The following is a 26,093-nucleotide window of genomic DNA, read 5'->3' as shown; positions in this document are numbered from 1 at the left end:
CTTCTGTTCTGAATTTTAACGTTACAATGGAAAAACCCCTTACCATCTGGCAAGGGGTTTTAAACAACTAAAAATAAGGCAGTATATTTTCAGTCATATTCGACTTAGAAATCGTAGCGTAGGCCTAGTGCTAGCTCGTCTTTCTCTTCAGTACCTTTGCTGTCCATTAGGTCGAAGTTGTATGACGCGTAGCCACGGAAGTTAGGCTTGAAGTAGTAAGTTACGTCAACCGCTAGGTTATCGACGCTGTCGTCGTTATCTTGCTCTGCTTTGTTGTACGTAGAAGTGAACACTGTTTGGCCCATTGTGTAAGCTACTGCTAGCTCATAACCTTTGTAGTCAACATCACCAGAAGCAGGAGCCACATTAGCATCTTGATCTAGGTTATCACCACCAGTGTAAAGACCAGAAACGTAGAAGTTACCAACAGTGTAAGCAGCCGCTAGCATGAACTCGTCACCTTCGTTCTGATCTGCGTAGCCAGCACCAACTTCGAAACCAGTGTCAGCAAATGCGTAGATTGCTGATAGAGAGAAGCCATCTTCATCGTTATCACCAAAGCCATTCGCTTCTTCAGTACGGTCAGCAAAACGGTAGCTTGCACGCAATGCTAGTTGCTCGAACTGACCAGCGTAAGAAACCATGTTGTCTGTACGATCAGCCACTGCTAGTTTGTATGCTGCAGTATTGCCGTGGTAAGCCATGATATCTGTAAAATCAGTGATTACACCTAGTGCACCATCGTTTTTACCGTAAGTGATTTCACCGTACTTGCCACCAAGACCTGCGTAAGCGTAGCGAGTTTCAAGATCACTGCTCTCATCGACAGCGCCTTTTTCAGAAGTTTCGAATTCACCTTCCCAAAAACCAACACCGTACAGGCTGTCGTTGATTTCCTGTTTGCCTAGGAAGTTAAGACGGATACGAGAAGCATCTTCTGCTTTGCCATCCATCATAGAAAGACGCGCTTCAGCACGGCCGCCCATGTTTAGTGAAGTACCGTCTTGGTTGTATAGTTCTGAAGCGACAACTTGAGATCCAGATGCTAACAGAGCCACTGCTACAGCTAATGTTTTCAATTTCATTTTAATTTTCCATATCTTTGTTTTTAGTTGTTTCCTCACCAGAAAACAGGACATTTCTGTACCAACGAGAAAACGGACGGCATAGTAGCAGCCTCGATTCATAGCGCAACAAGTTGAATAGACAGGATATATAGAAGAAAACACCATGCGAGATGGCAATATGAATACAGCAAAACCATCAAGTTAGCGGATAGATAGGAAAATGTGTGTGTGTCAAAAAAATTTTGACGCAAAAAATACACTCAAAAGATTTATAAATGTGACATCAATCACACAGGATCTCATGTAAACATATGATTTATATGATGTTAGTTTTATCAATATTGAGTTAAAGGTAAAAAAATCCCCAAGCCAACGCCCAGGGATTCTTTTCGATCAGTCGATGTTTATCACTTACCGCTTTTTATTAAAGCTTGAAGAAGCTCAACTGTTCTTTTTGCTTTTCAGCGAGGTGAGAAAGCTCTGTACTTGCGCTCGCGCTTTGGCTGATGCCTGCAACGTTTTGGTTCACAAGCTCAGACATATTTACCACGTTGCGGTTGATGTCTTGAGTCACCTGAGACTGCTCTTCTGCCGCTGTTGCCACTTGCGTATTTGAATCGTTGATGTTGGCAACAGATTCTGTAATACCAATCAACGCATCATTCGCTTGCTGCGTTAGTTCATTGTTGCGGTTCAGCATTTCTAAGCTCACCTGCATACTGTCATTGGCAAGGCCAGACTGTGCTTGAAGCTCTTCAATGATAGAAGAGATTTCTTGCGTTGAATCTTGAGTGCGCGCTGCCAGCATACGAACTTCGTCTGCTACAACAGCAAAACCACGACCAGATTCACCTGCACGTGCTGCTTCAATCGCCGCATTCAGTGCTAGAAGGTTAGTTTGCTCAGATACGCCACGAATCACTTCAATAACGTCGTTGATTTGAACCGATTGCTCTTTCAGACGAAGAACCACTTGCGCCGCATCGTTAAGTGCTTGAGACATTTGCTCGCTTGCTTGTGCACTCTCTTGGAAGATCGCTAGGCCAGATTGCGCTAGACCATCCGCTTCACGAGCTGTCGCATCTGCTGATGTAGCATTATCGCTAACGTTGTTTGCCGTGCTTGCAAGCTCATTAACAGCGGATGCAACTTGTTCGATTTCCGCCAGTTCTTGCTGCGCATTGGCTTCAGCTTGCGTCATTACCGCCGCAAGTTCAGTTGAAGCAGACGCGACTTCTTCGCTAATACGCATCAATTGATCAACCGTATCATGAAGCTGTTTCGCTGTTTGGTTAACGTCTTTGCTTAGCTGAGCGATCTCGTTGTCACCATCAATGTCTGCACGTACTGACAGATCACCACCCGCGAGTTTACGCATCACTTCTTGTAGTTTTTGGATTGGCGTAACAATCATGCCTGACAAGAACCACGCGCCTAGCAAGGAGAAGGCAAAAACAGCAATCACTGACATCATTGCGTTGTTTTGTACGCGAACGTGTTCACGAGCACTTGCTTCTGTCGCTTGTGTTGCAATTTGGTTTACGCGTTGAGACAGCGCATTGATCGTTGCAACCATTTCATTACCGACACGACGGTAACCAGAAATAAAGTTTGTGTATTCGCCATCAGAGACCAAGCCACGATCATGACGATTGAAGAACTCAACCGCACGAGTTGAATAGTCGATGTATGTATCGATGCTTTGGCGTACTTTTTCCGCTTCTGATGCAAAAGTGCCACGCGCATCAATCTTGTCGATATCCATATCAATGGCTTTCGCGCCTGCTTTAAGATCAGCAAGGAAGGCATCACGACGAGACGCATCATAAATCGCGTAAACCGCGCTAATACGTAGTGGGTAAACTTGGTCGTCAATTTGAGCCAGTGTGTCTTTATAGAACACGAGCGATTCGGAGTTAGAAGCAACCAATTCTTGCTCTGCTTCTAGATTGTTTTGCGTGATCCACAATGCAATAAACAAAGTGATCGCGGTGAATAGAACTGGAACCAAAATTTGCGTTCGAACCGACAAATTTTTCAGGGATAGCTGCATGAGTGACCTCAGGTATTTGCGTGTGGCTTCCTTGCGATGGGATTATTCCCAGACGAATAGACAAGGGGGCAAATACTAGAGGTAGATCACATTTTTGTCCAGAGCGAAAAGTCATCAATTTCATAACGTTAGTGACAATATCCCGTCAACTGCGACGGGATATTGTCGTTATGACAAATTATGAAAACTTGTACGCTTTTTTATCAGCTTTTACGCCAATGAGTGCTTATTTTCTAAGCGCATTCAACTTAGCTTGTGCCAACCCGAAGATGGTGTCGATAGGGTAAGTTCCCTCGTCAGTCGCTTCACCAGCATCTTTGCCAGTAAACAGCTCAACCGCTTCGGTTACGTGGTCGATAGCCCAGATATGGAAATCTCCCTTCTCTACCGCTTTGACAATGTCAGGGCGAAGCATCAGGTTATGTACGTTTGAACGCGGGATGATCACCCCTTGTCCAGCATGACGACCTTTGATTTCACACACATCGTAGAAGCCTTCTATCTTCTCGTTTACACCACCAATAGGCTGCGCTTCACCGAATTGGTTCATCGAACCGGTAATCGCAATGTCCTGACGGTTCGGCTGTTTCGAGAACGCAGACACGACTGCACAGAACTCAGCCATACTTGCACTGTCACCATCTACACCACCGTACGATTGCTCAAAGGTAATCGTGGTTGTCAGTGGAACGCGTGCTGTCTTACCAAACACAGAAGATAAGTAAGCCGACAGAATCATCACGCCTTTCGAGTGAATACTACCGCCAAGATCAACACTTCTCTCGATATCAATCACTTCACCATCACCGTAACACGTGGTTGCCGTAATGCGGTTTGGCGCGCCAAACATGTGATCACTGGTGCTCAATACCGACAGTGCGTTGACCTGACCAACTGCAGAACCTTCGGTACGAATCAAGGTCGTGCCATTAACGAAGGTTTCCATCACGCTATCTTGCAAACGGCTGACTCGCATTTCTTGATTGCTCAAAGCCTCTTCCACGTGTCCGATACGGATCATGTTGGAATTCGCCTGACGAGCCACGTAGTTAGACTCACGCAATAGATTAGCGATGTTGGCAGAATGCAACGAAAGCTTGGTTTGGTCTCCAGACAACCGCGAACTGTATTCGATGATGCGTGCGATGGCTTTCTTATCGCAGTGCAGCATGTTGTTGTCGTTCACCACACTAGAAATAAAACGTGCGTATTGCAGTTCTGAGTCAGGTGTACGCTTCATCTCATCTTCAAAGTCTGCTGTTACTCTAAACAACTCACCAAACTCCGGATCATAATGCTGGAGCAACTGGTAAGTGCGGTAATCACCAAACAGGATTATCTTTATATCAAGAGGGATCGGTTCTGGATCGAGAGACACCGCACCAGTTAGCGTGACCTCTTTCTCTAACGAGGTAAAACTTAACTGACGCGAACGCAACGCTCGTTTGAGACCATCCCAGACGTAAGGCTGCTCTAGTACTTTTTGTGCATCCATCAAAAGAACGCCACCGTTGGCTTTATGTAGACTGCCCGCTCGAATTAACGAGAAATCAGTAAATACTGTGCCTTTGAAAGTTGCGGTTTCAATCGAGCCAAACAGAGAGTGATAGTTCGGGTTTTCTTCCACCACAATTGGAAATTCACACTTGCTGCGATTGACCAACACATTCACTTTGTAACGACGTGGTAACTTCTTATCTAAAGAAGCTGTGGCAATCTCACCTTGCTCTCCACTCTGCTCCAAGAAAATATCAGCATTTTCAACGATGTCTTTTTGCAGATCAGTGAGATACGTTTTGATCTCAGAGTACTCCGCATAATCCACTTTCAACTGTTTGATGAAGTGGGTAATTACATCCAGCGTGACATCATCATTGAGCTTTTTGATCTTTTCACTGAACGACTCTTCCCACTCGGTCAGCTCACGAATCATGTTACGTAGGCTAACCTCTAGTTCATCAATGCTACTGGAGAAGTATTCTTGCTCTTTCTTACTCAGAGCATCAAACGTCTCTTCGGTATGCAACTCTTCGCCATCCATCGCGACGAACTGGTAATCACCTTGAGTCGTTATCGTTAAGCTAATGCCTTTTTCTTTTGCTTCTTTACTGATGCTGTCCAATTCAAGCTGTTGCTTGTTAGCCAATTGGTTTTTTAGGCGATCGGCACGGCTGTAGTACATCTCGTTATCGAATGCTAAAGGCAGTGCGTTCAGCAACTTCCCCATCAACTTTTCAATATCAGCTTTCAGTTTGTTACCGATACCGCAAGGTAACTTGAGGACTTTGGGAACACGTGTGTCTTCAAAGTTCGCCACGTAGCACCAATCAAACAGTGCCGCTTCATCATGTTGATGACGATTTAAATAGCGCAGAATCATGGTGCGCTTGCCCAGACCATTCTGACCAATAGCGTAGATGTTGTACCCTTTCTCCTTGATTGACATCGCGAACTCGACCGCCTTTTGAGCGCGCTCTTGTCCAACGATTTCATCAATCGGAGGCAATTCCTTGGTCGACTTACATGGCATATTCTCTAGATCCGCTACAGAATACAGCTGTTTAGGTTCCAATCTTTGTACTGCCATACTCGCCTCCTTTTTCTTATTGTCGTTACCTCAGTGTAGAGATTATTTGTTTAAAATTAAGTGATTTATCTTCCACACCAGTTCGTTTGGACATTTTACGAGCAGTCACTCAGCAACAAAATGAAAACAAGTCGCACTTGCAATTGATAATAATTTTCATTTAATATCTCTTCAAATCGAATTTTGCGGAGATGAACATGAATATTGAGCAATGCTGGATGCGCTATTTGAAAGCAGAGCAATTGATGGAGCAAGGACATTGGCCTGAAGCTCACCGTCTATATGAAGACGTGCTCAATCATCTACCTAACCATATTCAATCCGCACTAGACAATGAACAAACCAAACCGTGTCAGTTCGTTTGTTTGATAAGTGGTTTGCGTGATGCAAGCGTCGCGCAATCAGAGATTCTAAACAAACTGGGCTTGCATCAAGAAGCGTTCGCTGCACTCAATCAATCCTATGCTCTATTTCAGTTCTTACAGCTCGAAAGCCATGATCTAATTTGCCGTGTAAGCCAATTGCTTAGTAAACAAAGTGAAGACTTGTTAGCGCACATGGCCGCATTTTGCTCTGCACAGCGCAATGCGCAATGGATGATTGAATTAGACCATGTCACACGAGCTCATGAGCAATTCTTATATCTACAAGCGATGACCTCAGCAGAAGCGGGAGCATCTCAGCTATATAACTAAACCGTACCGCATAATTAAAGCCACACTGTATGAACAGCAAGTAAGGCAATACATAACAACTCGATACACAAGGAAACGTGATGTCCGCACAAACCATTCTTTCGGTGAAAAACCTGTCTGTCAGCTTTACGACAAACGATGGTATCGTCGATGCAGTAAAGAATGTGAGCTTCGACTTACAAGCAGGAGAAACACTGTCTATCGTTGGTGAATCAGGCTCAGGCAAATCTGTCTCAACCAATGCGTTGATGAGGTTGCTGCCAGATAATGCAATTTTGCATAATGACGCTTCTATCGTCTTTGAAGGCGAATCAATCCTAGAGAAAACCGAACGCCAAATGCAAAGCATCCGTGGCGATCGCATTGGTATGATTTTCCAAGAGCCAATGACGTCTCTAAACCCATACATGCGCGTCGGTATTCAAGTGGCGGAAGCCATTATGTGTCATCGTCCAGTGAGTAAGAAACAAGCGAAAGACAAGGTGCTTGAGTTGTTTGACTTGGTGCATTTACCAAATCCTCAACAAGCTTACACTAAGTATCCGCACGAATTCTCTGGTGGTCAGTTGCAACGCATCATGATTGCCATGGCTTTAATCAACGAGCCAGACATTCTGATTGCCGATGAGCCAACCACGGCGCTAGACGTTACCGTTCAGGCAGAAGTGCTTTATCTGATCAAAGAGATCCAAGCCAAGATGGGCATGGCAATTTTGTTCATCACTCACGACTTAGGCGTAGTGAAACACTTTGCTGACCGAGTATTGGTGATGTGTAAAGGTGAAGTGGTCGAAGAAGGCATCACAGAAGCACTCTTCTCCGAACCGCAGCATGATTACACCAAGATGCTGATTAACTCGATTCCTAAAGGCAGCAAAGACCCGATTGAAGAAAACGCCGCTGAACTTCTTAAAGCCGATGATATCCGAGTTAAATTCCTTGTTAAGCCGCACTTCATCGCCAGCAAGAACGAGTATTTTGAGGCAGTTAAAGGCATCTCATTAGAGTTAAAACAAGGCGAAACGCTTGGTATTGTTGGTGAATCGGGTTCCGGTAAATCAACACTAGGACGAGCTTTGATTGGTTTGTTGCCATCAAGTGGCAAGATTCAATTCAAAGGTCAGGATCTTTCCCTACTTACTGCCAAACAGCGTTTTCAGTTAAAGAAAGATGTACAGATGGTGTTCCAAGACCCTTACGGTTCGCTTTCTCCTCGCATGACGGTCGGTGATATCATCACTGAAGGTCTCACAGTGCATCAACCTCAAATGGGCAAAGCAGAACGAATGCAAAAAGCACGTGATGTTCTGCGAGAGGTGCGCTTAGATCCAGCATCTATTAACCGCTACCCGCATGAGTTTTCTGGTGGTCAGCGTCAACGTATCGCGATTGCACGTGCGTTAATTCTTGAGCCTTCTTTCATTTTGCTTGATGAGCCAACCTCTGCTCTCGACCGTTCTGTTCAGTTGACCGTCATTGATCTTCTGAAAGATCTGCAGAAGAAACACAACATCGGCTTCTTGTTTATTAGCCACGATCTCTCTGTAGTCAAAGCGCTGTCGGACCGTGTTTTGGTGATGCAAAAGGGTGAAGTCATGGAGCAAGGAACGGCAGAAGAAATTTTCCACAACCCGCAAAGTGATTACACAAGAAAACTGATTGATGCCTCATTTGATCTTGAAAACAATGAAAATCAAGATGATGCAGCCTAGATTCATCACAATTTCATATTCATAAACTAGGATTAAAGTATGGCGAATTTTTCGCCATAACTACGAAAATGGTATAGCTGCCATTCGGTTTGGCCGCCGAGACTGGTTGGTTCAAAGTTAGGCTTAGTCACCCTAGCGATCATATTGAGTTCCCCCAACCATGAAAAATGCCGCGATGGATGTCGCGGCATTTTTTATTGTATCGAATCAGTGATTTGTACTAAATATCGAGAGTTTCAATGCCCATGTTATGCAAGGCAAATGCGTAAACATCTGTGGTAAGGTCGATTTGTTTGCTCAGCGGCATACCTGCTCCGTGACCAGCATTCACATCAATACGAATCAGCACCGGATTGTCTCCCTGATGCTTATCTTGCAACTCAGAGATAAATTTGTATGAGTGAGCGGGAACGACTCGGTCATCATGATCCGCGGTCGTTACGAGCGTTGCTGGGTATGCCACGCCCTCTTTCACATTATGCACAGGCGAATAGTCTAGGATGTATTTAAACATCGCTTCACTTTGCTCAGAGGTACCAAAATCATACTTCCAACCTTCACCAGAGGTAAAGGTGTGGTAGCGAAGCATGTCTAATACGCCAACCGCAGGTATCGCCACTTTAAACAGCTCTGGACGCTGAGTCATACACGCACCAACCAACAAGCCGCCATTCGAACCACCACGAATAGCAAGGCGCTCTGAGCTCGTATAGTCGTGCTCAATCAAGTATTCCGCCGCAGCAATAAAGTCATCAAACACGTTTTGCTTTTGTTGCTGAGTACCCGCATTGTGCCAAGCTTTACCATATTCGCCGCCGCCACGCATATTTGCCACTGCGTAAATACCACCAAGTTCTAACCAGTTCGCGACATTTCCTGAGAACATCGGCGTCAAACTGATGTTAAAACCACCATAACCATACAGCATGGTTGGCGCCGTACCATCTAGCTTAGTGCCTTTCTTATACGAGATGATCATCGGCACTTTCGTTCCGTCTTTTGAGGTGTAGAACACTTGTTGAGACTCGTATTCTTTACGATCGAACGGGGCTTTCGATTCTTGGTAGAGTGCAGATTCACCGCTTTCTACATCAAAAGAAAAAATGGTTGGAGGGATCACGTAGTTAGTAAAGGTGTAGTAAAGCGTCTTATCTTCTGCTTTGCCCTGTAAGCCATATACGGTGCCTTGATCAGGTAAAGTGACCTCACGCACTAACTCACCTTGGTAAGTAAACTGCTGAACCTTGGAGAGAACATCAACCATGTAAGTCGCAAACAAGTAACCACCACCTTTGCTGATATCCAGTGGTTGCTCCTGCTCGGCAATGATCTCTGTCCATTGTTGAGTTTGAGTGTTATAGCCAACCACTTTGCCGTTCGGCGCATCTAGGTTGGTATAGAAGATTAAGGTGTCATCTTGGTTATCAATCAGATGTGTATCACCATCGGTTGTATCTCGAAGCGTGATTACGTCTTGCTCTTCTGAAGCGAGATCCACATAAAATAGCCTGTTACCCGACGTAGATTCCGCACCTGTGATAATCAAGAAACGATCGTCTTTGGTTGTCACTCCTGATACATAGCGGTGCTTTTGTGAGTCCGATGCCCCAAATACAACTTTATCTTCTGTCTGCGGCGTGCCTAACGCATGGTAGTAAAGCTTGTGTTGCTCAGTACGAGCCGAAAGCTCACTACCCTTTGGTTTGTCATAGCTCGCATAGTAAAAGCCCTTGTTACCAAGCCAAGAAATTGTCGTGAACTTAGCGTCGACAATTTCAGGCTCAAGCTGTTCTTTGGTGTCTACATTAATGACGAAGATCTTACGCCAGTCGCTGCCACCCTCAGAGATAGAATACGCGACAAGAGAATCATCTTTAGAGAACTTCACTTCACCAAGTGATGTTGTTCCTTCTTCTGAAAAGGTATTCGGGTCTAGGAAGATTTCCGCTTCTTCATCCCCCTTTTGGCGGTATAAAACGCTCTGGTTCTGCAAGCCATCGTTTTTGTAGAAGTAAGTGTATTCACCATGAACAAAAGGTTGAGAGTACTTTTCGTAATTCTGACTGCTCGCAACTAAATCGCGAATTTGTTGGCGAAAAGGAATCTGACCTAGGTAATCAAAGGTCACTGAGTTTTGTCCTGAAACCCACTCTGCGGTTTCTTGGCTAAGGTCATCCTCTAACCAGCGATATGGGTCTGCAATATCGTGACCAAAATAAGTGTCGACGACAGAATCTTTACGAGTTTTTGGGTAATGCATAACGTCCGTGTTACTCCGTTTGAAGTTAAGTGTTTTGTTTTATTATTTTGTTGAGATTTATTCTCAATACCTACCTTAGGGCTCAGGTATAGAATTTCAACCAATAGATTGAAACATTTCTTGTATTTATGAACTAATTAAAAGTAATGCGAAATAGTGAGGTATCGCTCTCGAATGTGCTCAATCAAGAGTTTTACTTTGTTCGGAGGTTGACGAGTAAATGGATAAACTGCGTAGATACCCAGCTTTTTACCGACTAATTCAGGGAAAATATCCACCAGCTCACCACTGCGAATGTCGTGATAAACCAAGCAACGTGGTACGTAGGCGATACCATGCCCACCTAGGGCTGCTTTTCTTAGTGCAGTAGCGTTATCCGTAGAAAAGCTACCCGACACTTTGACGATGTAGTCCCCTTGTTTACCTTTGAACTGCCAATCGGTAGCACCGGTAGTTTGATAGGCGTATTGCAAACAGTTGTGTGCGGTTAGGTCGATAGGCTCAATCGGTTTGCCATTCTTCGCGATGTAAGAGGGCGAGGCACAAACCACCCATTGTGAGTCCAAAATATGTCGCGCAATCAGGCTAGAATCTTCGAGATAACCCGTGCGAATCACTAAGTCATATCCACACTCCACCAAATCCACAAAACGATTATCCAATGACATGTCGACCGTTAAGCCTGGGTGCATATTACAAAACTCAGCGACCGCGTCCGCTAAAATCAAATCACCCGAGATAGTCGGTACCGACATTTTGATATGGCCACTAACATTCTCACCAAAGCCTGAAACTGCATCCATAGCCTCTTGAGTGGCTTGCTTCACATTTTTAGCACTGTGTAACAAAACCTTTCCCGCTTCGGTCAGGGTCAATTTACGTGTTGTTCGATATAACAGCTGAGCACCAATTTCTTCTTCTAGCCGAGCAATCCTCTTACTAACTACTGAATTTGTAAGGTTATTTTCTTCCGCCACCTTACTAAAGCTACCCATTTCTACTACCTGTGAGAACAGGATTAGGTCATCTGCACGCATCGATTATGTCACTTTTGGAATAAATTAATTTCATTATTTCCCTATATCTATAAAAAATAAAGGGGTAAATTCACGCCAAATTAACAAAAACATTACAACAAAAATCATCTCTACAGCATAAAGCCGTTCGAGAAGTCAGCGTACGAGGATGTACCAATGAGTGAAACCCTACTTGCCCTTGTGGCGTTTTCGCCAATTGTTGTCGCCGCCATATTATTGGTTGGTCTCAACTGGCCTGCGAAAAAAGCCATGCCCGTTGCGTTCGGAATAACCGTCGCTATCGCCCTAATGTTTTGGGATATGTCAGCTACTCGCGTACTGGCGTCTGTCTTCCAAGGATTAGGGATTACTGTCTCTGTTCTATGGATCGTGTTTGGTGCCATCTTCTTGCTCAACACTTTAAAACACACCGGCGCGATCACCACTATCCGTAACGGATTCACCGATATTTCAGCCGATCGTCGTGTACAAGCCATCATTATTGCTTGGTGTTTTGGCTCCTTTATTGAAGGCGCATCAGGCTTCGGTACACCTGCTGCTATCGCCGCTCCTCTATTGGTAGCCATTGGCTTCCCCGCACTTGCAGCAGTACTGATGGGCATGATGATCCAATCTACGCCAGTATCCTTCGGTGCGGTTGGCACACCAATCATTGTCGGCGTGAACAAAGGCCTAGATACGCACAATATCGGTGAAGCACTGGTTGCTCATGGCTCAACATGGGACGCGTACCTACAGCAAATCACAGCAAGTGTGGCAATGATTCACGCAACGGTTGGCACTATGATTCCAGTGCTAATGGCGATGATGCTGACGCGCTTCTTCGGTAAGAATAAGAGCTGGAGCGAAGGTCTAGACATCCTACCTTTCGCGCTGTTCGCAGGCGTTGCCTTTACCGTGCCTTACGCACTAACAGGCGTATTCCTAGGTGCTGAGTTCCCGTCATTAATCGGTGGTCTAGTTGGTCTGGCGATTGTAGTGACTGCGGCGAAGAAAGGTTTCCTCGTTCCAAAAACCAAGTGGGACTTCGAAAGCGAAGATAAGTGGCCAGCAGAATGGCTAGGTTCTCTAAAGATCAATCTTGATGACAACCCAGGCAAACCAATGAGCCTAACCAAGGCTTGGGCACCTTACGTGATGCTAGCAGTTATCCTAGTAGCAAGCCGCGTAAGCCCTGAATTCAAAGGTCTGCTTAAAAGTGTAAGCCTATCGTTTGGTAATATTCTTGGCGAAACGGGTATCAGCACAGCAATTCAACCTTTATACCTTCCGGGTGGCATCTTAGTCTTCGTAGCGTTACTTGCGGTTCTTCTGCAAGGTGGCGGCGCTAGGTCATTAGGCAAAGCATTTGGCGAATCAAGCAAGACGTTAATCGGCGCAGGTTTCGTTCTTGTGTTCACCATCCCTATGGTTCGTATTTTTATTAACTCAGGAGTCAACGGCGCCGAGCTAGCAAGTATGCCTGTAACGACGGCGAACTTTGCAGCAGACCTCGTTGGCTCAGCATTCCCGGCGTTGAGTGCTACTGTTGGTGCCCTTGGTGCATTCATCGCCGGCTCTAATACCGTGTCGAACATGATGTTCAGCCAGTTCCAGTTCGAAGTGGCACAGACACTGACTATCTCAAGTGCCATTGTGGTTGCCCTTCAAGCGGTTGGCGCTGCTGCCGGTAACATGATTGCTATCCACAATGTAGTGGCTGCCTCTGCAACGGTCGGCCTACTAGGACGTGAAGGCGCAACACTGCGTAAAACCATAATCCCAACATTCTACTATCTTGTTGTGACAGGCATCATCGGTTTGATTCTGATTTACGGATTCCAACTGACCGACGCCTTAATGAAGTAACACTTACGCAGGGTTTCCCCGCCCTGCACTTTCTCTGGCACAGCGGTCAGCACTACTACCCCGACACTTTTGATGTGGCTTGCTGCATCAATCCCCCGACCGATGTGCCAGTCTTTTTCAGTGCAGATAATTGATTGTTCTGTGTATGGAATGTCTCACAGCTCAATCACTTATCTATACTCTATTCTGATGTCGACTGCCGAAAGGATGGCAGCCAGTGAAACACTGACAGAGCAGGTGCTCATTGACTCAGGACGCAATCTTAGAATAACAGCCAGGACACACGAATATGATTATCTCTGCTTCTACAGATTATCGCGCTGCTGCGAAAGCCAAGCTGCCTCCATTCCTTTTTCATTACATTGATGGCGGTTCATACGATGAGCGCACGCTAAAGCGCAACACTGATGACCTGGGTGACGTTGCATTGCGTCAACGTGTTCTGCGCGATATGAGCGATCTAAGCCTAGAAACGGAAATCTTCGGCGAGAAGTTGGCAATGCCAATCGCGCTAGCGCCTGTTGGTCTGACCGGCATGTACGCGCGACGTGGTGAGGTTCAAGCAGCAAAAGCGGCAGAAAAGAAAGGTATTCCTTTTACCATGTCGACCGTATCCGTTTGTCCAATTGAGGAAGTGGCACCTGCGATTGAACGCCCAATGTGGTTCCAGCTGTATGTTCTAAAAGATCGTGGCTTTATGAAGAACGTACTTGAGCGCGCTAAAGCCGCTGGTGTAACAACGCTGGTCTTCACGGTCGATATGCCAGTACCGGGAGCGCGTTACCGTGACATGCATTCTGGTATGAGTGGCCCTAATGCGGCGATGCGCCGCGTATTCCAAGCGATGCGTCACCCAAGTTGGGCGTTGGATGTCGGCGTATTAGGTAAACCTCACGACTTAGGTAACATCTCAACTTACCGGGGCGAACCAACCAAGTTGGAAGACTATATTGGCTGGTTGGGCGCAAACTTCGATCCTTCTATCTCTTGGAAAGACCTAGAGTGGATTCGTGACTTTTGGGACGGCCCGATGGTCATCAAAGGTATTTTGGATGAAGAAGATGCAAAAGACGCGGTTCGCTTCGGTGCTGATGGTATTGTTGTCTCGAATCACGGCGGTCGCCAACTTGATGGTGTCCTTTCAACAGCAAAAGCGCTGCCAAGCATTGCAGATGCCGTAAAAGGTGACCTGAAAATTTTCGTCGATTCAGGTATTCGTACTGGTTTGGATGTCGTTCGTATGTTGGCACTTGGCGCAGACTGTACGCTGCTTGGTCGCTCTTTTGTATACGCACTCGCAGCCCAAGGCGGTGCTGGCGTAGAGAACTTGCTTGACCTTTACGACAAGGAAATGCGCGTAGCAATGACGCTTACAGGAGCGAAAACCATCTCTGACTTATCGCGTGATTCTTTGGTGAAGATTCCTTAGGCAAATCGCCCTAAACCATGTTCATACAAAAAGTGACAGCCTATTGTGCTGTCACTTTTTCATTTCATCCGACGTTACGCCATTCTTAACACAGGCTCAAACTCGGCTTGTTCCTCCGAAAGAAACAATCGAATCGCATGGCATTTCTCTCCCATCAATCCGAATCGCTGTGGGCACGTCTCTGTATAAAAACCAAAGCAAGTCGCACCTGCGGCATCCGCTAAATGCAGCGGCCCCGTATCACAGCAAAGAAAGCCATCAAGATAACGCAACGTTGCACCCAATTGACGCAGGTCCTTGCATGCCAAAGTGCGGGAGTCTTTTAATAGTGGCTGCTGGATATCTGGGCTTAATACCTCCACCCAATTCACACTTTGACCTTGCTTGCGTTCAAATTCGGCCAGAATGGTTAACCAAGCATGATCACTGAGTTTTTTCTTGCCTCGCGCACCACGGAAGAAAGCAAATGTTGGCTTGCCTTCTTCGCGTAATTTACGTGCTTGCTGAATACCAGAGGAAAGCTCTTTTGAATCAAACACAATATGATGGTCTAAGGTGTTATCAAGTTCATGTCCCATCGCTTCAAGGATAGAAAGTGGCTTGTAGGCACCGTGACGAAAAGGCGAATCGGCGACCGAGGAGTGAGTAAATACTTGCTCTGTTTTAACTTTCTTAAAAGCGATCTTGTTCTTCGCCGGAATCAAAGCGGAAAGAAAAGTGTCACACGCGCCCGCCGTTGGAGCGAACAACAAGTCATATCTCTCTCGCTTTAACAAACGGATAGTCGCAAGTACTTTATCTGGCGATTTGAATGACAAGTTGGAGTAATTAATCTGATTGATGCCAAGATTCTTGAAGACTTCCCCTTGCCAAGGCGAATTCAACAATAGATCAACTTTCGCATCTGGATATAAACGCAGAACCTGATGAACAAAGGGAAGCAGGAAGTACATATTTCCGATACGACTATTGTTTCTCACGATCAAAATACGTTTCACCTGATCGTGGGGCATTGGGTCGTGAACAGTGAGAGAGTCGTCATTCAACCAACCTGCAAGTTTAGGCTCAAGTTGGTGCGTCAAACGACGACGTTGTTTATCGAAATTACGGAGAAAAGTCTTCACAGCCATTCCTTTCATTCAAAGGGACATCATGGCTGCTAGTTTTATCAGTAGAGATGTGAATAAATTGTCTACGACAAAAAATACACGGATGGATCGGTTAGTTCACCGTGTGTTCGTATTCGATCACAACTTGGTTGCCTTCAATGAAGACATTACGGATTTCACCATCTACGGTGATACGGTTTTGTAGGTACACGGAGCCCGAAGAAGAAATATCGCGTTTGCTCATAGATGGAATCACTTGACCAGGACGAACGTGCAATTGTTCGCAAAGTTGCTTCACGAAGCCAAGTGTTAGCGGAGCATTCCCACGTAACAATGCAGAGAACTCATGCAAGCTTAAACCTAGGCGCTTTGCCATCTCCATTTGGGTGAGGTGCATTTTTGCTTTTTGCGACATCCAAATGTCGTAGAGCGCATTTCTATCTAGCTCTGTGAATTCCATGGTTTATCTCCGTATGTCAAAGTGACACTAAAGTCTCATATTTGAGCTTGATAAATGTTAGCGATGAGTCAAAGAACCTACAATTGATGGTTCGAATGATAGCGCTTATCTTTCAAAGTTCGAGTTTCATCACACCCGAATAAAGGGAATAACACATTAATCACATTTAGCATTAGGATTCATACCCTTGTAATTATATATAAGTCATTAATGCAACTCTAAACAGCGAACGGACTTCTCCCTCTTTCTTATCGACGAAAACACATCATGCAACATGCATCATTTGTTCTAGGGCGAACATGTAAACTCTGCTACCTTTCACTCATTGTTATATAAAAAGAAAATTCAACTATGCCGCAGTGGTTTACCGAACTTCAAAATTACGTCATGGCCAACCACCAAGACTGGAGCAGCAGTGTATTATTCATCACTGTTGCCAGTTTTTTCGCTTGGATCGCTTGGCGCGTTTTATATTCTCGCCTAGCAATCCTGTTTGAGAAAACCCCATTTCATTGGGACGATTTATTACTGGAAGCACTTAAGACGCCAATCAGTACGTTAATATGGTGCTGGCCAGCAACCGTCTCGCTTGGCATTGTGCTACAAAGTGAGTTAGGAAATGAATTCAACTGGTTAAGTACGCTGAAACTTATTCTGGTTATTAGTATTCTCGTTTGGATTGTGATGCGTCTTATCACCAATGTAGAAGACTACGTTCTTGAACAGAAAACGCGTGACGAGACAACCGTACAAGCCGTGGCTAAAGTCGCTCGCCTGTTCTTTATCATCATCGGTGTATTGACCGTTATGCAGGCGTTCGGTCTTAGCCTATCGGGTTTACTGACTTTCGGTGGTGTCGGTGGTTTGATTGTCGGTTTGGCAGCCAAAGATCTTCTATCAAACTTCTTTGGTGGTTTGATGATTTACTTCGACCGTCCATTTAAGGTTGGGGATTGGATCCGCTCTCCCGACCGTCAAATAGAAGGAACGGTAGAACGTATCGGCTGGCGTATGACCAGCATTCGCACTTTTGATAAGCGCCCACTATACGTACCAAACTCTGTATTCAGTAACATTGTGGTAGAAAACCCATCACGCATGCTAAACCGTCGAATCTTCGAGACGATTGGCTTACGTTACGACGATGCCGCTAAAGTACCCGCAATCATTGATGCGGTTCGCGATATGCTCAAAAACCACAAAGACATCGATACGCGCCAAACGTTGATCGTAAACTTTGATGCGTTTGGTCCATCTTCACTCAACTTTTTCATCTATACCTTCACCAAAACGGTGAACTGGGTTCGCTACCATGAAGTGAAGCAAGATGTTCTCCTGCAAGTCATGACGATCATTAAAGAGCACGAAGCAGATATTGCGTTCCCAACACAAACACTCAAGCTCGACCCAATTCAAATGGCCAAAGCACAAGAAGACCACCACTTATAAAGTCAAAGTCTAAAAATCACAAAGCCCGCTCTTTTAAAAGCGGGCTTTTTCTAGTTGGTCTTATCAACCGTTATTGTTGCGCGAGGATCGTACGTGCATTCAACGGTTGAATTGGACGGTTGTTTTGCCCCATTGCTTTCGCAAACTCTTTCACCTGTTCTGGGGAGATGGTTTGTGTCTCTTTGATCACCAACCAACGCACACCTTCAGAACACGGTGGCGTGGTTAGAGAACCATTGAAGCGGTAGTAGTCTTTATCACTTGGGATTAGGGCATCAGCATCAAATGGGACTTGGATGGCTACATCCTGATCTTTAGTTGGGATGTTAGCGAGCAGCTTAGCGAGATCTGGGTTCGCGTCACCCAGTTTAAAGAACACCGCCACAACAGCCAGATGGCCTGCTTTATCGGCATGCACAAAGTGTGCTTCTAGTGGGTATTCTTTACCATCTACATGGTTTTCAGATGGCGTATGGAAGTGGAATTGTTTTAACGTAAACTCTTTACCATCAATAGTGAGCGTGTTTTTGCCTTCTAAACTGGTCTGTAAAGTGTGGCCGTTATTCAGCAGTGAAATCGCCTTACCTTCGTAATCAAAATCCAGTTTTTCTAGCTTGGCTTCAGTCGCTGATTCAATATTAATCGGACTTTGATTTTGACCTTTCGCACATTCAGAAGCGAACTCCCCCCAATTTGCAGGGCCGTGCTCACCCTCATACCCCCAGTTTGCCGCGTTTGCTGAGCCTGCAAATACCAATGCTAAACCAAGTGCTGTCAGTGACTTTCTCATTTTCATTTCCTTTTTTTGATTATTGATTAATGAACCGTTTTTATATACCTACGTTCATCGCATGCAGTATTAGCAAAGGAATGACAGAATTGGATTAGCTAGCACGGTGCAATCTATGTTTACCTGCTAATTTTGGAAATGATCTCTACATTTTATGTAATTGATAAGTCGACGATTAGAGAGCGTAAAGGTACGGCTACGTACAAAAATGTCACAGCAGAAGATCACCCTAACCTACGTTTAGAATACGTAAGAATATAAAATTACAACAGCGATTAAACCATTAAAACACCACTAGATATATAAATAACAAGATTATATTCATGTGCTATTTCTTTTATTATCTTAATACCCCCATTGAGATATTAATAATTAAAATAAATCAAAAGAGACACATAAAATATTATTATTAGTGTTTTAACCTATCAAAAACAAACCTGATCACATAGTAAAACTTAAAATACAATTTCATTTTGAGCTTTTTATTAGTAAATATCACCTTTTATACAGTCACCTACTGATATATCGACAATCATTGGTATTCTCTTATTTATTTCTTATTGGAATGCCTACCATGCGATATCAATCAGCACCTGTTAATACTGAAGAAACGCAAGAAACAACAATAGAAAGAGCTGCGCGACAGCAGCAAGAACGCAGAGCTGAATTAACTTATTCATCAAGCGACTATAAGCGCTGGAATGATAATCGAGATAAAGTAGTCGCGGACCGTAAAGTAGAAGAGCAGAACAACCATATTCACGTAGGCGAAGAACGTGAGTTTCTCGATGCAATTCTGTCACCGATGCCGACATCAAGAAAGGAAATGATCAATGCGACCGGAACACCTGTGCTGCCGTCAGACTTGCTAGGCTCTAGCTTTAATAACCAATGCGTCAGCGCAGAGATCGTTGCTCACCAGATGACATCTCTCAGCCCAGCGACAAAGAAAGAAGTAGAAGAAAGTGGTGAGCTTGTTTTCAGTGGCATGCAATATAAACACGCACATGGAACAGTAGGCACTATCGAAGTCATTGATACCTTCGCAGGGCAACAGCCCGACAAAAAAACATCACAGATGGCCTACTGGGTCGCGCAAGGCAAGTATCTCGATATACCTAAACACCCTGACCCTCATCGCGGTCATTTGTATGTTTTCACACCAAACTTCAGCGGCTGCTCTTTTGTTGTTGATGATTGGAGTGATGATCTAATTAGGGTTTATCACGTGGAAGGCAGCAAAGAAGATAAGCAATACAATGACTTGAAGGACCATCGCTACGGTTTAATCAATTATATGAGTTTTCGCGACTACGGTTTCTACCAAAAAGGGAACACCACCATCAAGAGTGTGAATGGCTTTGCGTTTATGCGCTACAACATTCAAGCTCGTCATTGGGAAATCCATTATCAAAAGCAAGAGCATGCACCTGCACTTGGGCGGCCAACGACTTCGGCTAAAACATTATTCTCCTCAGAAAAGCACACTGTAAAAGTCATGGTTTCGAAGGAATCTCGTGTGGTTGAAACGGGAACCATCGCGATAAACCGCTAAGGCTGAATTAATAGAAAATAAGCAGTAGCGAGTTTCAAACCAACTCGATAAAACAAAAACGCCCCAAGGTTAACTTGGGGCGTTTTTATTAATCTTATATCAAGAGGTTTTAGGTTGCTTTATCGCGACCTTATTCCCAATCAAGAATAACCTTGCCTGACATACCGCTACGCATGACATCAAAGCCTTCTTGGAAGTCATCAATCTTGTAGTGGTGCGTGATGATTGGCGATAGATCCAGACCAGATTGGATCAGTGAGGCCATCTTGTACCAAGTTTCGAACATTTCACGGCCGTAGATACCTTTGATCACCAAGCCTTTGAAGATAACTTGGTTCCAGTCGATACCCATGTCTGATGGTGGAATACCTAGTAGTGCAATACGACCACCGTGGTTCATTGTGGTTAGCATTGAGTTGAATGCAACTGGGTTACCAGACATTTCTAGACCTACGTCGAAGCCTTCTGTCATGCCTAGCTCAGCCATTACGTCTTCTAGCTTATCTTCTGCAACGTTTACTGCGCGCGTTACGCCCATCTTACGAGCAAGTTCTAGGCGGTATTCGTTCACGTCTGTGATCACTACGTGGCGAGCACCAACGTGTTTCGCGACTGCAGCTGCCATGATGCCGATTGGGCCAGCACCTGTGATAAGCACGTCTTCGCCTACTAGGTCGAAAGAAAGCGCGGTGTGTACTGCGTTACCAAACGGGTCAAAGATAGACGCTAGATCGTCAGAGATGCCTTCAGGGATCTTGAACGCATTGAACGCTGGGATCACTAGGTATTCTGCGAAGGCACCTTCGCGGTTAACGCCCACACCAATCGTGTTACGACATAGGTGAGTACGGCCGCCACGACAGTTACGACAGTGACCACACGTGATGTGACCTTCGCCAGATACGCGGTCACCGATTTCAAAGCCACGAACTTCCTGACCAATCGCAACCACTTCACCCACGTATTCGTGGCCAACAACCATAGGTACTGGAATTGTCTTTTGTGACCATTCGTCCCAGTTGTAGATGTGTACATCTGTACCACAGATAGCGGTTTTCTTAATTTTGATCAGAATGTCGTTATGGCCAACTTCAGGTTTATCAACCTCAGTCATCCAGATGCCTTCTTCAGGCTTTAGCTTTGATAGTGCTTTAATTTTCATAGTATTCACCAAACATTGCCCCGCTCTATGCGTGACAAAAAATTCTTTCATCTAATGCGTTTAAAGAAGAAATAAAGGCTTTGCCCATGAGCCGACTCAGAAGAGTTGGGAAAGCCTTTTTATCTTTAAACGTAAGCGCTTTTCTTCTTCTAATCTAACCCCTCCCCTCAGTTTTAGGAGGAGGCTAGGAAGAGGAAACGAAACTTAGATGATGCCCATGTCCTTACCAACTTGGATGAACGCGTCGATTGCACGGTCTAGTTGCTCACGAGAGTGCGCTGCAGACATTTGAGTACGGATACGCGCTTGACCTTTTGGTACAACAGGGAATGAGAAACCGATTACGTAGATGCCTTTCTCTAGAGCGCGCTCTGCGAATTCTGCTGCTACTTTTGCGTCACCAAGCATGATTGGAATGATTGCGTGGTCAGCACCACCCATTGTGAAGCCTGCGTCTTCCATACGAGTACGGAAGTGTGCTGCGTTTTCCCATAGACGGTCACGTAGGTCACCGCTCTCTTCTAGTAAGTCTAGAACACGGATAGAAGCGCTTACGATTGCTGGTGCAACAGAGTTAGAGAATAGGTATGGACGAGAACGCTGACGTAGCCAGTCAATCACTTCCGCTTTACCAGACGTGTAACCGCCTGAAGCGCCGCCCATTGCTTTACCTAGCGTACCAGTGATGATGTCGATACGGTCAACCACGTTGTGGTGCTCGTGCGTACCTGCACCTGTTTTCCCCATGAAGCCAACAGCGTGAGAGTCATCAACCATCGTCAATGCGCCGTACTTCTCTGCTAGGTCACAGATAGCCGGTAGGTTTGCTACTACACCGTCCATTGAGAACACGCCGTCCGTTACGATAAGAATGTGGCGAGCGCCTGCTTCTTTCGCAGCGATCAGTTGTTGCTCTAGCTCTTCCATGTTGTTGTTCGAGTAGCGGAAACGCATCGCTTTACATAGACGAACACCATCGATGATTGACGCGTGGTTTAGAGCATCAGAAATGATTGCGTCTTCTTTACCTAGGATAGTTTCAAATAGGCCCGCGTTTGCGTCGAAACATGACGTGTAAAGAATCGTGTCTTCTTTGCCTAGGAACTTAGAAAGCTTCTGCTCAAGCTCTTTGTGGATGTCTTGAGTACCGCAGATGAAACGTACTGAAGCCATACCAAAGCCGTGGTCATCCATGCCTGCTTTACCTGCCTCGATAAGCGCTGGGTGGTTAGCTAGGCCAAGGTAGTTGTTCGCACAGAAGTTAAGCACTTCTTCACCGCTAGAGATTTTAACCGCCGCTTGCTGTTGAGACGTGATTATACGCTCTGCTTTGTAAAGGCCTTCCGCCTTTACTTCTTCAATTTGCTGTTCAATCTGTTGGTAAAATGCAGAAGACATTCGCAATTCCTTCCTGTTTATAGTGTCGAGTTTTTACTCGATTAGAATTAGGTTGAGCCTTTGTGTGACGGGCATCACAGGCAATTACTTATCAATTAAGTGTAGTGTAATTCAAGGAAGGAAAAACGATTATCCCTCAAGGTGGAAAAGCATTAATGAATCCGAGGCACGAATCCAGTTAATGCTTTTCTATGAGGTTGTAATGAAAGGGATTATAGCCAAGTCGGCTTAGCTAAAAGTGCTTCAAAGTCCTTAGCGGGTAATGGTCGGCTATAGTGGAAACCTTGTCCGAACTCACAGTTTAGGTTTTTCAGGTAATCCACATGGCGTTGTTCTTCGATGCCTTCTGCAACGATCTTAAGGTTGAGCGCTTTCGCCATCGCAATAATCACGTTAACAAGCTCACGGTCGGATTCGTTCTCAAACATGTTCTGCAAGAAACTGCGATCGATCTTGAGGCGATCAAACGGGAACTTCTGCAAGTAACTTAATGCGGAATAACCGGTACCAAAATCATCAATGGTGAGCTTCGCGCCCAGAGTTCGTAAGTTATCTAGCATCTCCATCAGGTCACTGCTGTGGTTAAACAACAAGCTCTCTGTCACCTCTACATCGAACAATTCTGGAGACAACCCCGACTCTTCTATGTGCTGCTTGATCTGTTCGAAAAGTCGATCACAGTATCTAAACTGCACGCTTGAGAAGTTTACCGACACAAACAGAGGTGTAACGTCCTGCCATTTTGCCGCTTGTTGGCACGCTTGACGAATGGCAAACTCACCCAGTTGATGAATCAAGCCATTCTTCTCAGCAATCGAGATAAACTCTTCTGGATTCACAAAACCAAACTTCTCGTCATTCCAACGCATCAGGGCTTCTGCTCCAACAATCGCCCCGCTGTCGAGATCAATGATGGGTTGATAATAAAGCTCTAACAAATCCTGAGAAATAGCATGACGTAAGCGACTTTCCAAGTCTAAGAAACGCTGTAAATCTTGGTTCATGTTGTGGTCATAGAAGCAGAATGCATTACGGCCGTCTTGCTTCACACGGTACATCGCCATATCAGCACAAGCGAGTAGCTGCTCTGAATTATCGCCATCTTCTGGATAAACAGACATACCTACGCTAGCGGACAAGAAGAATTCATGATTTTGCCAAACAAACGGCTCGTTAAATACAGACAATACAGTTGCGGCAAAGCGCTTAGCACTGTCGGCATTGTCTAAGTCTGGAATCACCAATAGGAACTCATCGCCGCCAATTCGTGCCAACAAATCGGTTTTCCGCACCGCCTGATGAAGCCGCTCAGCACTCAGTTTGAGGATCTCATCACCAACAAAGTGTCCCATCGAATCATTGATTTGTTTGAAATGGTCAAGGTCGATGAACATCACCAGTACACTAGAGCCTGTGCGTTCAGCGCGTGACAGCTCTAAACCAAGGCGTTCAGAACCATAAACTCGATTTGGTAAACCGGTTAATGCATCGTGCTTGGCTTGGTAAGCCAACTCCATTTCTGACGATTTACGACGCTCTATCTCACTGGTTAAACGTTGGTTTTGCTGAGATAAGAAGTCTTTGCGCTTCTTCTCTTCTTCCAGTTTGATCTTCAGCTCAACACGTGTGTTATTAAGGTTGAACGCATACAACAAGCCAAACACAATCAAAATTGCGAGGATACTTAACCCGGAAATAAATATTCGAGACGTGTAGATATCGCGTTCGCTAAGTGACTCAAACCAAGCCATCAATTTAAAGTGATGGTGCTCGATTGGCACTTCGAAATAGATCTTCTCTTTTAGCTCTTGAGCCAGTGCTTCAGGCTCAGTGATGTTTTCCTGTTCCAACTTACGGCTGATAGAATCCCATACTTCCATTTCCACATTATTGATCTTCAGCACCATGCGACTGTAACTGTCTTCATGCTCCTGATTAGTCAGTTGGGAAATGACTACCTTCTCGTTGATATCCGCAATCAAATAGCCGACAGGTTTGCCTGAGAACATGACTTGCTTTATCACCTGGATAAGTACTTTGCCATCTTCACGCACCGCTCTGACTTCTTCACTGTGGTCGTGATCATTCAATAAACGCGAAGTATCAACACGATGATCGGACTTTTGACCTGTTGTGATAATGGTCGAGCCATCAAGACCTATCAAAGTTAACTGGTTGTAGATCAATTGATTATTGACGATTTTGGTTTCAGATTTCTCTTGCAGTTTACGTTTTAGATTGATCAAACTTGCGCCTAAACCATACTCCATCGACATGCCTGAAGCGAGGTTGGCAAAGAAGGTTTGTACCGTTTTATCGGTCGATAAATGGTCTATATCTTCACTGGCAATCGTAAATAAATTATCAAGGGTACCTGCATAACTTTTCACCTTTAGATCGAGTTCTCGATGCTGTGATTCTTTTAGTTTATGTTGACCTAAACTGGTGACCGTAATAATCATCGCCAAATAGAGCGACACCAATATCGCACTGACTGTGATGATCTTCTGACTTGATATTTTTTTTACAGACTTTCTCATATATCTTTCTTACTATCTTCTAAGAAGTAGTCATTATAAAAATAGTAAATAGACGGGTAGTATTTCTCGACCAAGGCTTGGTACGTCCCATCTTGCTTAATTGAATTTAAGTATTGGTTAAACGCGGTTTTTAATTCAGGAGAGTCCTTACGGAAGGCAACCGCCATTTTTTGGTTTTCTGATACTGGGCCAATGACTTTGATTTCCCCCGGCCACTTTTCAAGTGCAATCAATGTATCTGCAACATCAAGCAACGTACTTTCCGCATCGTTTTTCATTATGGCAGGCACCATTTCGTTCAATCGGCGCTGACCATCCGGCAAAATCACTTTTGCGCCGGTGTCATAGAGGTTATATAAGTTCGGGTCGAGACAAGAATGCTCCATCGCTAAGACTTCACGGCCTTTAATGAGTGACTTCACCATTGAAATATCGTCATCAATAGAACCTGTTGGCTTAATCGGAGTTAATGAAGAGTCGGTGCGTGCTACTAGCCAGACTGCGGATGGGAAATAGTCCTCCGAGAAATCAACAATTTGTGCTCGCCAATCAAGAATCGTGACGCCGTTAGCGATCAAATCGCCTTCAATCGCCATCTTTTCACCAACCATCAATTGCGCATCTTTGTATTCAACTTGCTGCCCAGTCAGTTTACCAACCACATTGTTCCATTGGGCTGGGACGTATTGGTAACGTACGCCAAGCGATTTAGCAAATCCCTTGATGATATCGACATCCAACCCCGTCAATGTTTGCATTTCACCTTGATCGATGTAGGAAACAAAGTTGGCATAAGGCACACCAATATGGCGTAACACGCCACTGTCCTTAATGTCTTGCAGATCGCCAGCAAAGGTCTGAATCGGTAGCAGCGTGACCATCCCTATCGCGAGAGTGGTCATGGTTTGCTTAATTGTTTTCACTGACATGATGAATATCCTT

The 26,093-nt window shown here is 45.0% G+C and carries 18 protein-coding genes; 6 read left to right on the top strand and 12 right to left on the bottom strand.

Going from position 1 to position 26,093, the window contains the following annotated elements:
• Window positions 1-104: 104 nt before the first annotated feature.
• The 3 genes from OQJ86_RS15000 to OQJ86_RS14990 form a co-directional block, all read right to left on the bottom strand.
• Window positions 105-1,085, bottom strand: a complete 981-nt coding sequence (locus OQJ86_RS15000) for a porin (RefSeq protein ID WP_038876351.1) — start codon at window positions 1,083-1,085, stop codon at window positions 105-107.
• Between the two features lie 406 nt (window positions 1,086-1,491).
• A complete protein-coding gene (locus OQJ86_RS14995) occupies window positions 1,492-3,120 on the bottom strand; it encodes a methyl-accepting chemotaxis protein (protein WP_038868457.1) in 1,629 nt (542 codons plus the stop codon).
• Window positions 3,121-3,346: 226 nt separating this feature from the next.
• A complete protein-coding gene (locus tag OQJ86_RS14990) occupies window positions 3,347-5,707 on the bottom strand; it encodes a Lon protease family protein (protein ID WP_038868456.1) in 2,361 nt (786 codons plus the stop codon).
• 197 nt (window positions 5,708-5,904) lie between these two features.
• On the opposite strand from OQJ86_RS14990, the gene OQJ86_RS14985 reads away from it, so the two are divergent.
• Together OQJ86_RS14985 and OQJ86_RS14980 are read left to right on the top strand one after the other, a co-directional pair.
• The gene (locus OQJ86_RS14985; RefSeq protein ID WP_038876359.1) at window positions 5,905-6,402 is read left to right on the top strand and encodes a hypothetical protein; all 498 of its coding nucleotides are present in this window, start codon (window positions 5,905-5,907) and stop codon (window positions 6,400-6,402) included.
• A gap of 80 nt (window positions 6,403-6,482) precedes the next feature.
• Entirely contained in the window at window positions 6,483-8,114 is a 1,632-nt protein-coding gene (locus tag OQJ86_RS14980; RefSeq protein WP_042601207.1) for an ABC transporter ATP-binding protein, read from the top strand.
• Between the two features lie 220 nt (window positions 8,115-8,334).
• On the opposite strand, the gene OQJ86_RS14975 is transcribed toward OQJ86_RS14980, so the two are convergent.
• Together OQJ86_RS14975 and OQJ86_RS14970 are read right to left on the bottom strand one after the other, a co-directional pair.
• Entirely contained in the window at window positions 8,335-10,374 is a 2,040-nt protein-coding gene (locus tag OQJ86_RS14975; protein ID WP_265988257.1) for a prolyl oligopeptidase family serine peptidase, read from the bottom strand.
• 137 nt (window positions 10,375-10,511) lie between these two features.
• On the bottom strand, window positions 10,512-11,411 hold the full coding sequence (locus OQJ86_RS14970) for a LysR family transcriptional regulator (protein WP_042601209.1): 900 nt from the start codon (window positions 11,409-11,411) through the stop codon (window positions 10,512-10,514).
• 156 nt (window positions 11,412-11,567) lie between these two features.
• Between OQJ86_RS14970 and OQJ86_RS14965 the strand changes: the two genes are divergently transcribed.
• The gene (locus tag OQJ86_RS14965) at window positions 11,568-13,259 is read left to right on the top strand and encodes an L-lactate permease (RefSeq protein WP_265988256.1); all 1,692 of its coding nucleotides are present in this window, start codon (window positions 11,568-11,570) and stop codon (window positions 13,257-13,259) included.
• 289 nt (window positions 13,260-13,548) lie between these two features.
• Window positions 13,549-14,688 carry an FMN-dependent L-lactate dehydrogenase LldD gene (gene lldD / locus OQJ86_RS14960; RefSeq protein WP_005439035.1) on the top strand — a complete coding sequence of 380 codons (1,140 nt, stop codon included), beginning with the start codon at window positions 13,549-13,551 and terminating at the stop codon, window positions 14,686-14,688.
• A gap of 74 nt (window positions 14,689-14,762) precedes the next feature.
• Here lldD and OQJ86_RS14955 read toward each other — a convergent pair whose 3' ends face one another.
• On the bottom strand, window positions 14,763-15,818 hold the full coding sequence (locus OQJ86_RS14955; RefSeq protein WP_265988255.1) for a glycosyltransferase family 9 protein: 1,056 nt from the start codon (window positions 15,816-15,818) through the stop codon (window positions 14,763-14,765).
• Window positions 15,819-15,909: 91 nt separating this feature from the next.
• Window positions 15,910-16,257 (bottom strand): helix-turn-helix domain-containing protein, encoded by a 348-nt coding sequence (locus tag OQJ86_RS14950; protein WP_005439037.1) that lies wholly within the window; start codon window positions 16,255-16,257, stop codon window positions 15,910-15,912.
• A 351-nt stretch (window positions 16,258-16,608) separates the two neighbouring features.
• Between OQJ86_RS14950 and OQJ86_RS14945 the strand changes: the two genes are divergently transcribed.
• Window positions 16,609-17,706: a mechanosensitive ion channel family protein gene (locus OQJ86_RS14945; protein ID WP_042601212.1), complete on the top strand. Its 1,098-nt coding sequence runs from the start codon at window positions 16,609-16,611 to the stop codon at window positions 17,704-17,706.
• Between the two features lie 70 nt (window positions 17,707-17,776).
• Here OQJ86_RS14945 and OQJ86_RS14940 read toward each other — a convergent pair whose 3' ends face one another.
• On the bottom strand, window positions 17,777-18,496 hold the full coding sequence (locus OQJ86_RS14940; RefSeq protein WP_038868445.1) for a carbonic anhydrase: 720 nt from the start codon (window positions 18,494-18,496) through the stop codon (window positions 17,777-17,779).
• A gap of 574 nt (window positions 18,497-19,070) precedes the next feature.
• Between OQJ86_RS14940 and OQJ86_RS14935 the strand changes: the two genes are divergently transcribed.
• Window positions 19,071-20,051, top strand: coding sequence for a cytotoxin (locus OQJ86_RS14935; RefSeq protein ID WP_265988254.1), 981 nt, complete (start codon window positions 19,071-19,073; stop codon window positions 20,049-20,051).
• Between the two features lie 130 nt (window positions 20,052-20,181).
• On the opposite strand, the gene tdh is transcribed toward OQJ86_RS14935, so the two are convergent.
• The 4 genes from tdh to OQJ86_RS14915 all read right to left on the bottom strand — a co-directional run bounded on the left by tdh (window position 20,182) and on the right by OQJ86_RS14915 (window position 26,080).
• On the bottom strand, window positions 20,182-21,213 hold the full coding sequence (tdh, locus tag OQJ86_RS14930) for an L-threonine 3-dehydrogenase (RefSeq protein WP_265988253.1): 1,032 nt from the start codon (window positions 21,211-21,213) through the stop codon (window positions 20,182-20,184).
• Between the two features lie 204 nt (window positions 21,214-21,417).
• Entirely contained in the window at window positions 21,418-22,611 is a 1,194-nt protein-coding gene (locus tag OQJ86_RS14925; RefSeq protein ID WP_038868427.1) for a glycine C-acetyltransferase, read from the bottom strand.
• 212 nt (window positions 22,612-22,823) lie between these two features.
• The gene (locus OQJ86_RS14920) at window positions 22,824-25,151 is read right to left on the bottom strand and encodes a putative bifunctional diguanylate cyclase/phosphodiesterase (protein ID WP_265988252.1); all 2,328 of its coding nucleotides are present in this window, start codon (window positions 25,149-25,151) and stop codon (window positions 22,824-22,826) included.
• Window positions 25,148-26,080, bottom strand: coding sequence for a transporter substrate-binding domain-containing protein (locus OQJ86_RS14915; protein ID WP_038868423.1), 933 nt, complete (start codon window positions 26,078-26,080; stop codon window positions 25,148-25,150). Before OQJ86_RS14915 ends, OQJ86_RS14920 begins: the two co-directional genes overlap by 4 nt.
• Window positions 26,081-26,093: the final 13 nt, after the last annotated feature.

Origin of the sequence: Vibrio sp. Sgm 5 (assembly GCF_026241575.1) — a bacterium.
In the GTDB taxonomy this organism is placed as follows: domain Bacteria; phylum Pseudomonadota; class Gammaproteobacteria; order Enterobacterales; family Vibrionaceae; genus Vibrio; species Vibrio jasicida.
Note: the sequence above shows the minus strand (reverse complement) of the source record. Positions and strands in the feature narration are given on the sequence as shown.

Bases quoted from the DNA above. Each gene is read 5' to 3' on its own strand.
- OQJ86_RS15000 (WP_038876351.1), bottom strand. From the start codon at position 1,085: ATGAAATTGAAAACATTAGCTGTAGCAGTGGCTCTGTTAGCATCTGGA.
- OQJ86_RS14995 (WP_038868457.1), bottom strand. From the start codon at position 3,120: ATGCAGCTATCCCTGAAAAATTTGTCGGTTCGAACGCAAATTTTGGTT.
- OQJ86_RS14990 (WP_038868456.1), bottom strand. From the start codon at position 5,707: ATGGCAGTACAAAGATTGGAACCTAAACAGCTGTATTCTGTAGCGGAT.
- OQJ86_RS14985 (WP_038876359.1), top strand. From the start codon at position 5,905: ATGAATATTGAGCAATGCTGGATGCGCTATTTGAAAGCAGAGCAATTG.
- OQJ86_RS14980 (WP_042601207.1), top strand. From the start codon at position 6,483: ATGTCCGCACAAACCATTCTTTCGGTGAAAAACCTGTCTGTCAGCTTT.
- OQJ86_RS14975 (WP_265988257.1), bottom strand. From the start codon at position 10,374: ATGCATTACCCAAAAACTCGTAAAGATTCTGTCGTCGACACTTATTTT.
- OQJ86_RS14970 (WP_042601209.1), bottom strand. From the start codon at position 11,411: ATGCGTGCAGATGACCTAATCCTGTTCTCACAGGTAGTAGAAATGGGT.
- OQJ86_RS14965 (WP_265988256.1), top strand. From the start codon at position 11,568: ATGAGTGAAACCCTACTTGCCCTTGTGGCGTTTTCGCCAATTGTTGTC.
- lldD (WP_005439035.1), top strand. From the start codon at position 13,549: ATGATTATCTCTGCTTCTACAGATTATCGCGCTGCTGCGAAAGCCAAG.
- OQJ86_RS14955 (WP_265988255.1), bottom strand. From the start codon at position 15,818: ATGGCTGTGAAGACTTTTCTCCGTAATTTCGATAAACAACGTCGTCGT.
- OQJ86_RS14950 (WP_005439037.1), bottom strand. From the start codon at position 16,257: ATGGAATTCACAGAGCTAGATAGAAATGCGCTCTACGACATTTGGATG.
- OQJ86_RS14945 (WP_042601212.1), top strand. From the start codon at position 16,609: ATGCCGCAGTGGTTTACCGAACTTCAAAATTACGTCATGGCCAACCAC.
- OQJ86_RS14940 (WP_038868445.1), bottom strand. From the start codon at position 18,496: ATGAGAAAGTCACTGACAGCACTTGGTTTAGCATTGGTATTTGCAGGC.
- OQJ86_RS14935 (WP_265988254.1), top strand. From the start codon at position 19,071: ATGCGATATCAATCAGCACCTGTTAATACTGAAGAAACGCAAGAAACA.
- tdh (WP_265988253.1), bottom strand. From the start codon at position 21,213: ATGAAAATTAAAGCACTATCAAAGCTAAAGCCTGAAGAAGGCATCTGG.
- OQJ86_RS14925 (WP_038868427.1), bottom strand. From the start codon at position 22,611: ATGTCTTCTGCATTTTACCAACAGATTGAACAGCAAATTGAAGAAGTA.
- OQJ86_RS14920 (WP_265988252.1), bottom strand. From the start codon at position 25,151: ATGAGAAAGTCTGTAAAAAAAATATCAAGTCAGAAGATCATCACAGTC.
- OQJ86_RS14915 (WP_038868423.1), bottom strand. From the start codon at position 26,080: ATGTCAGTGAAAACAATTAAGCAAACCATGACCACTCTCGCGATAGGG.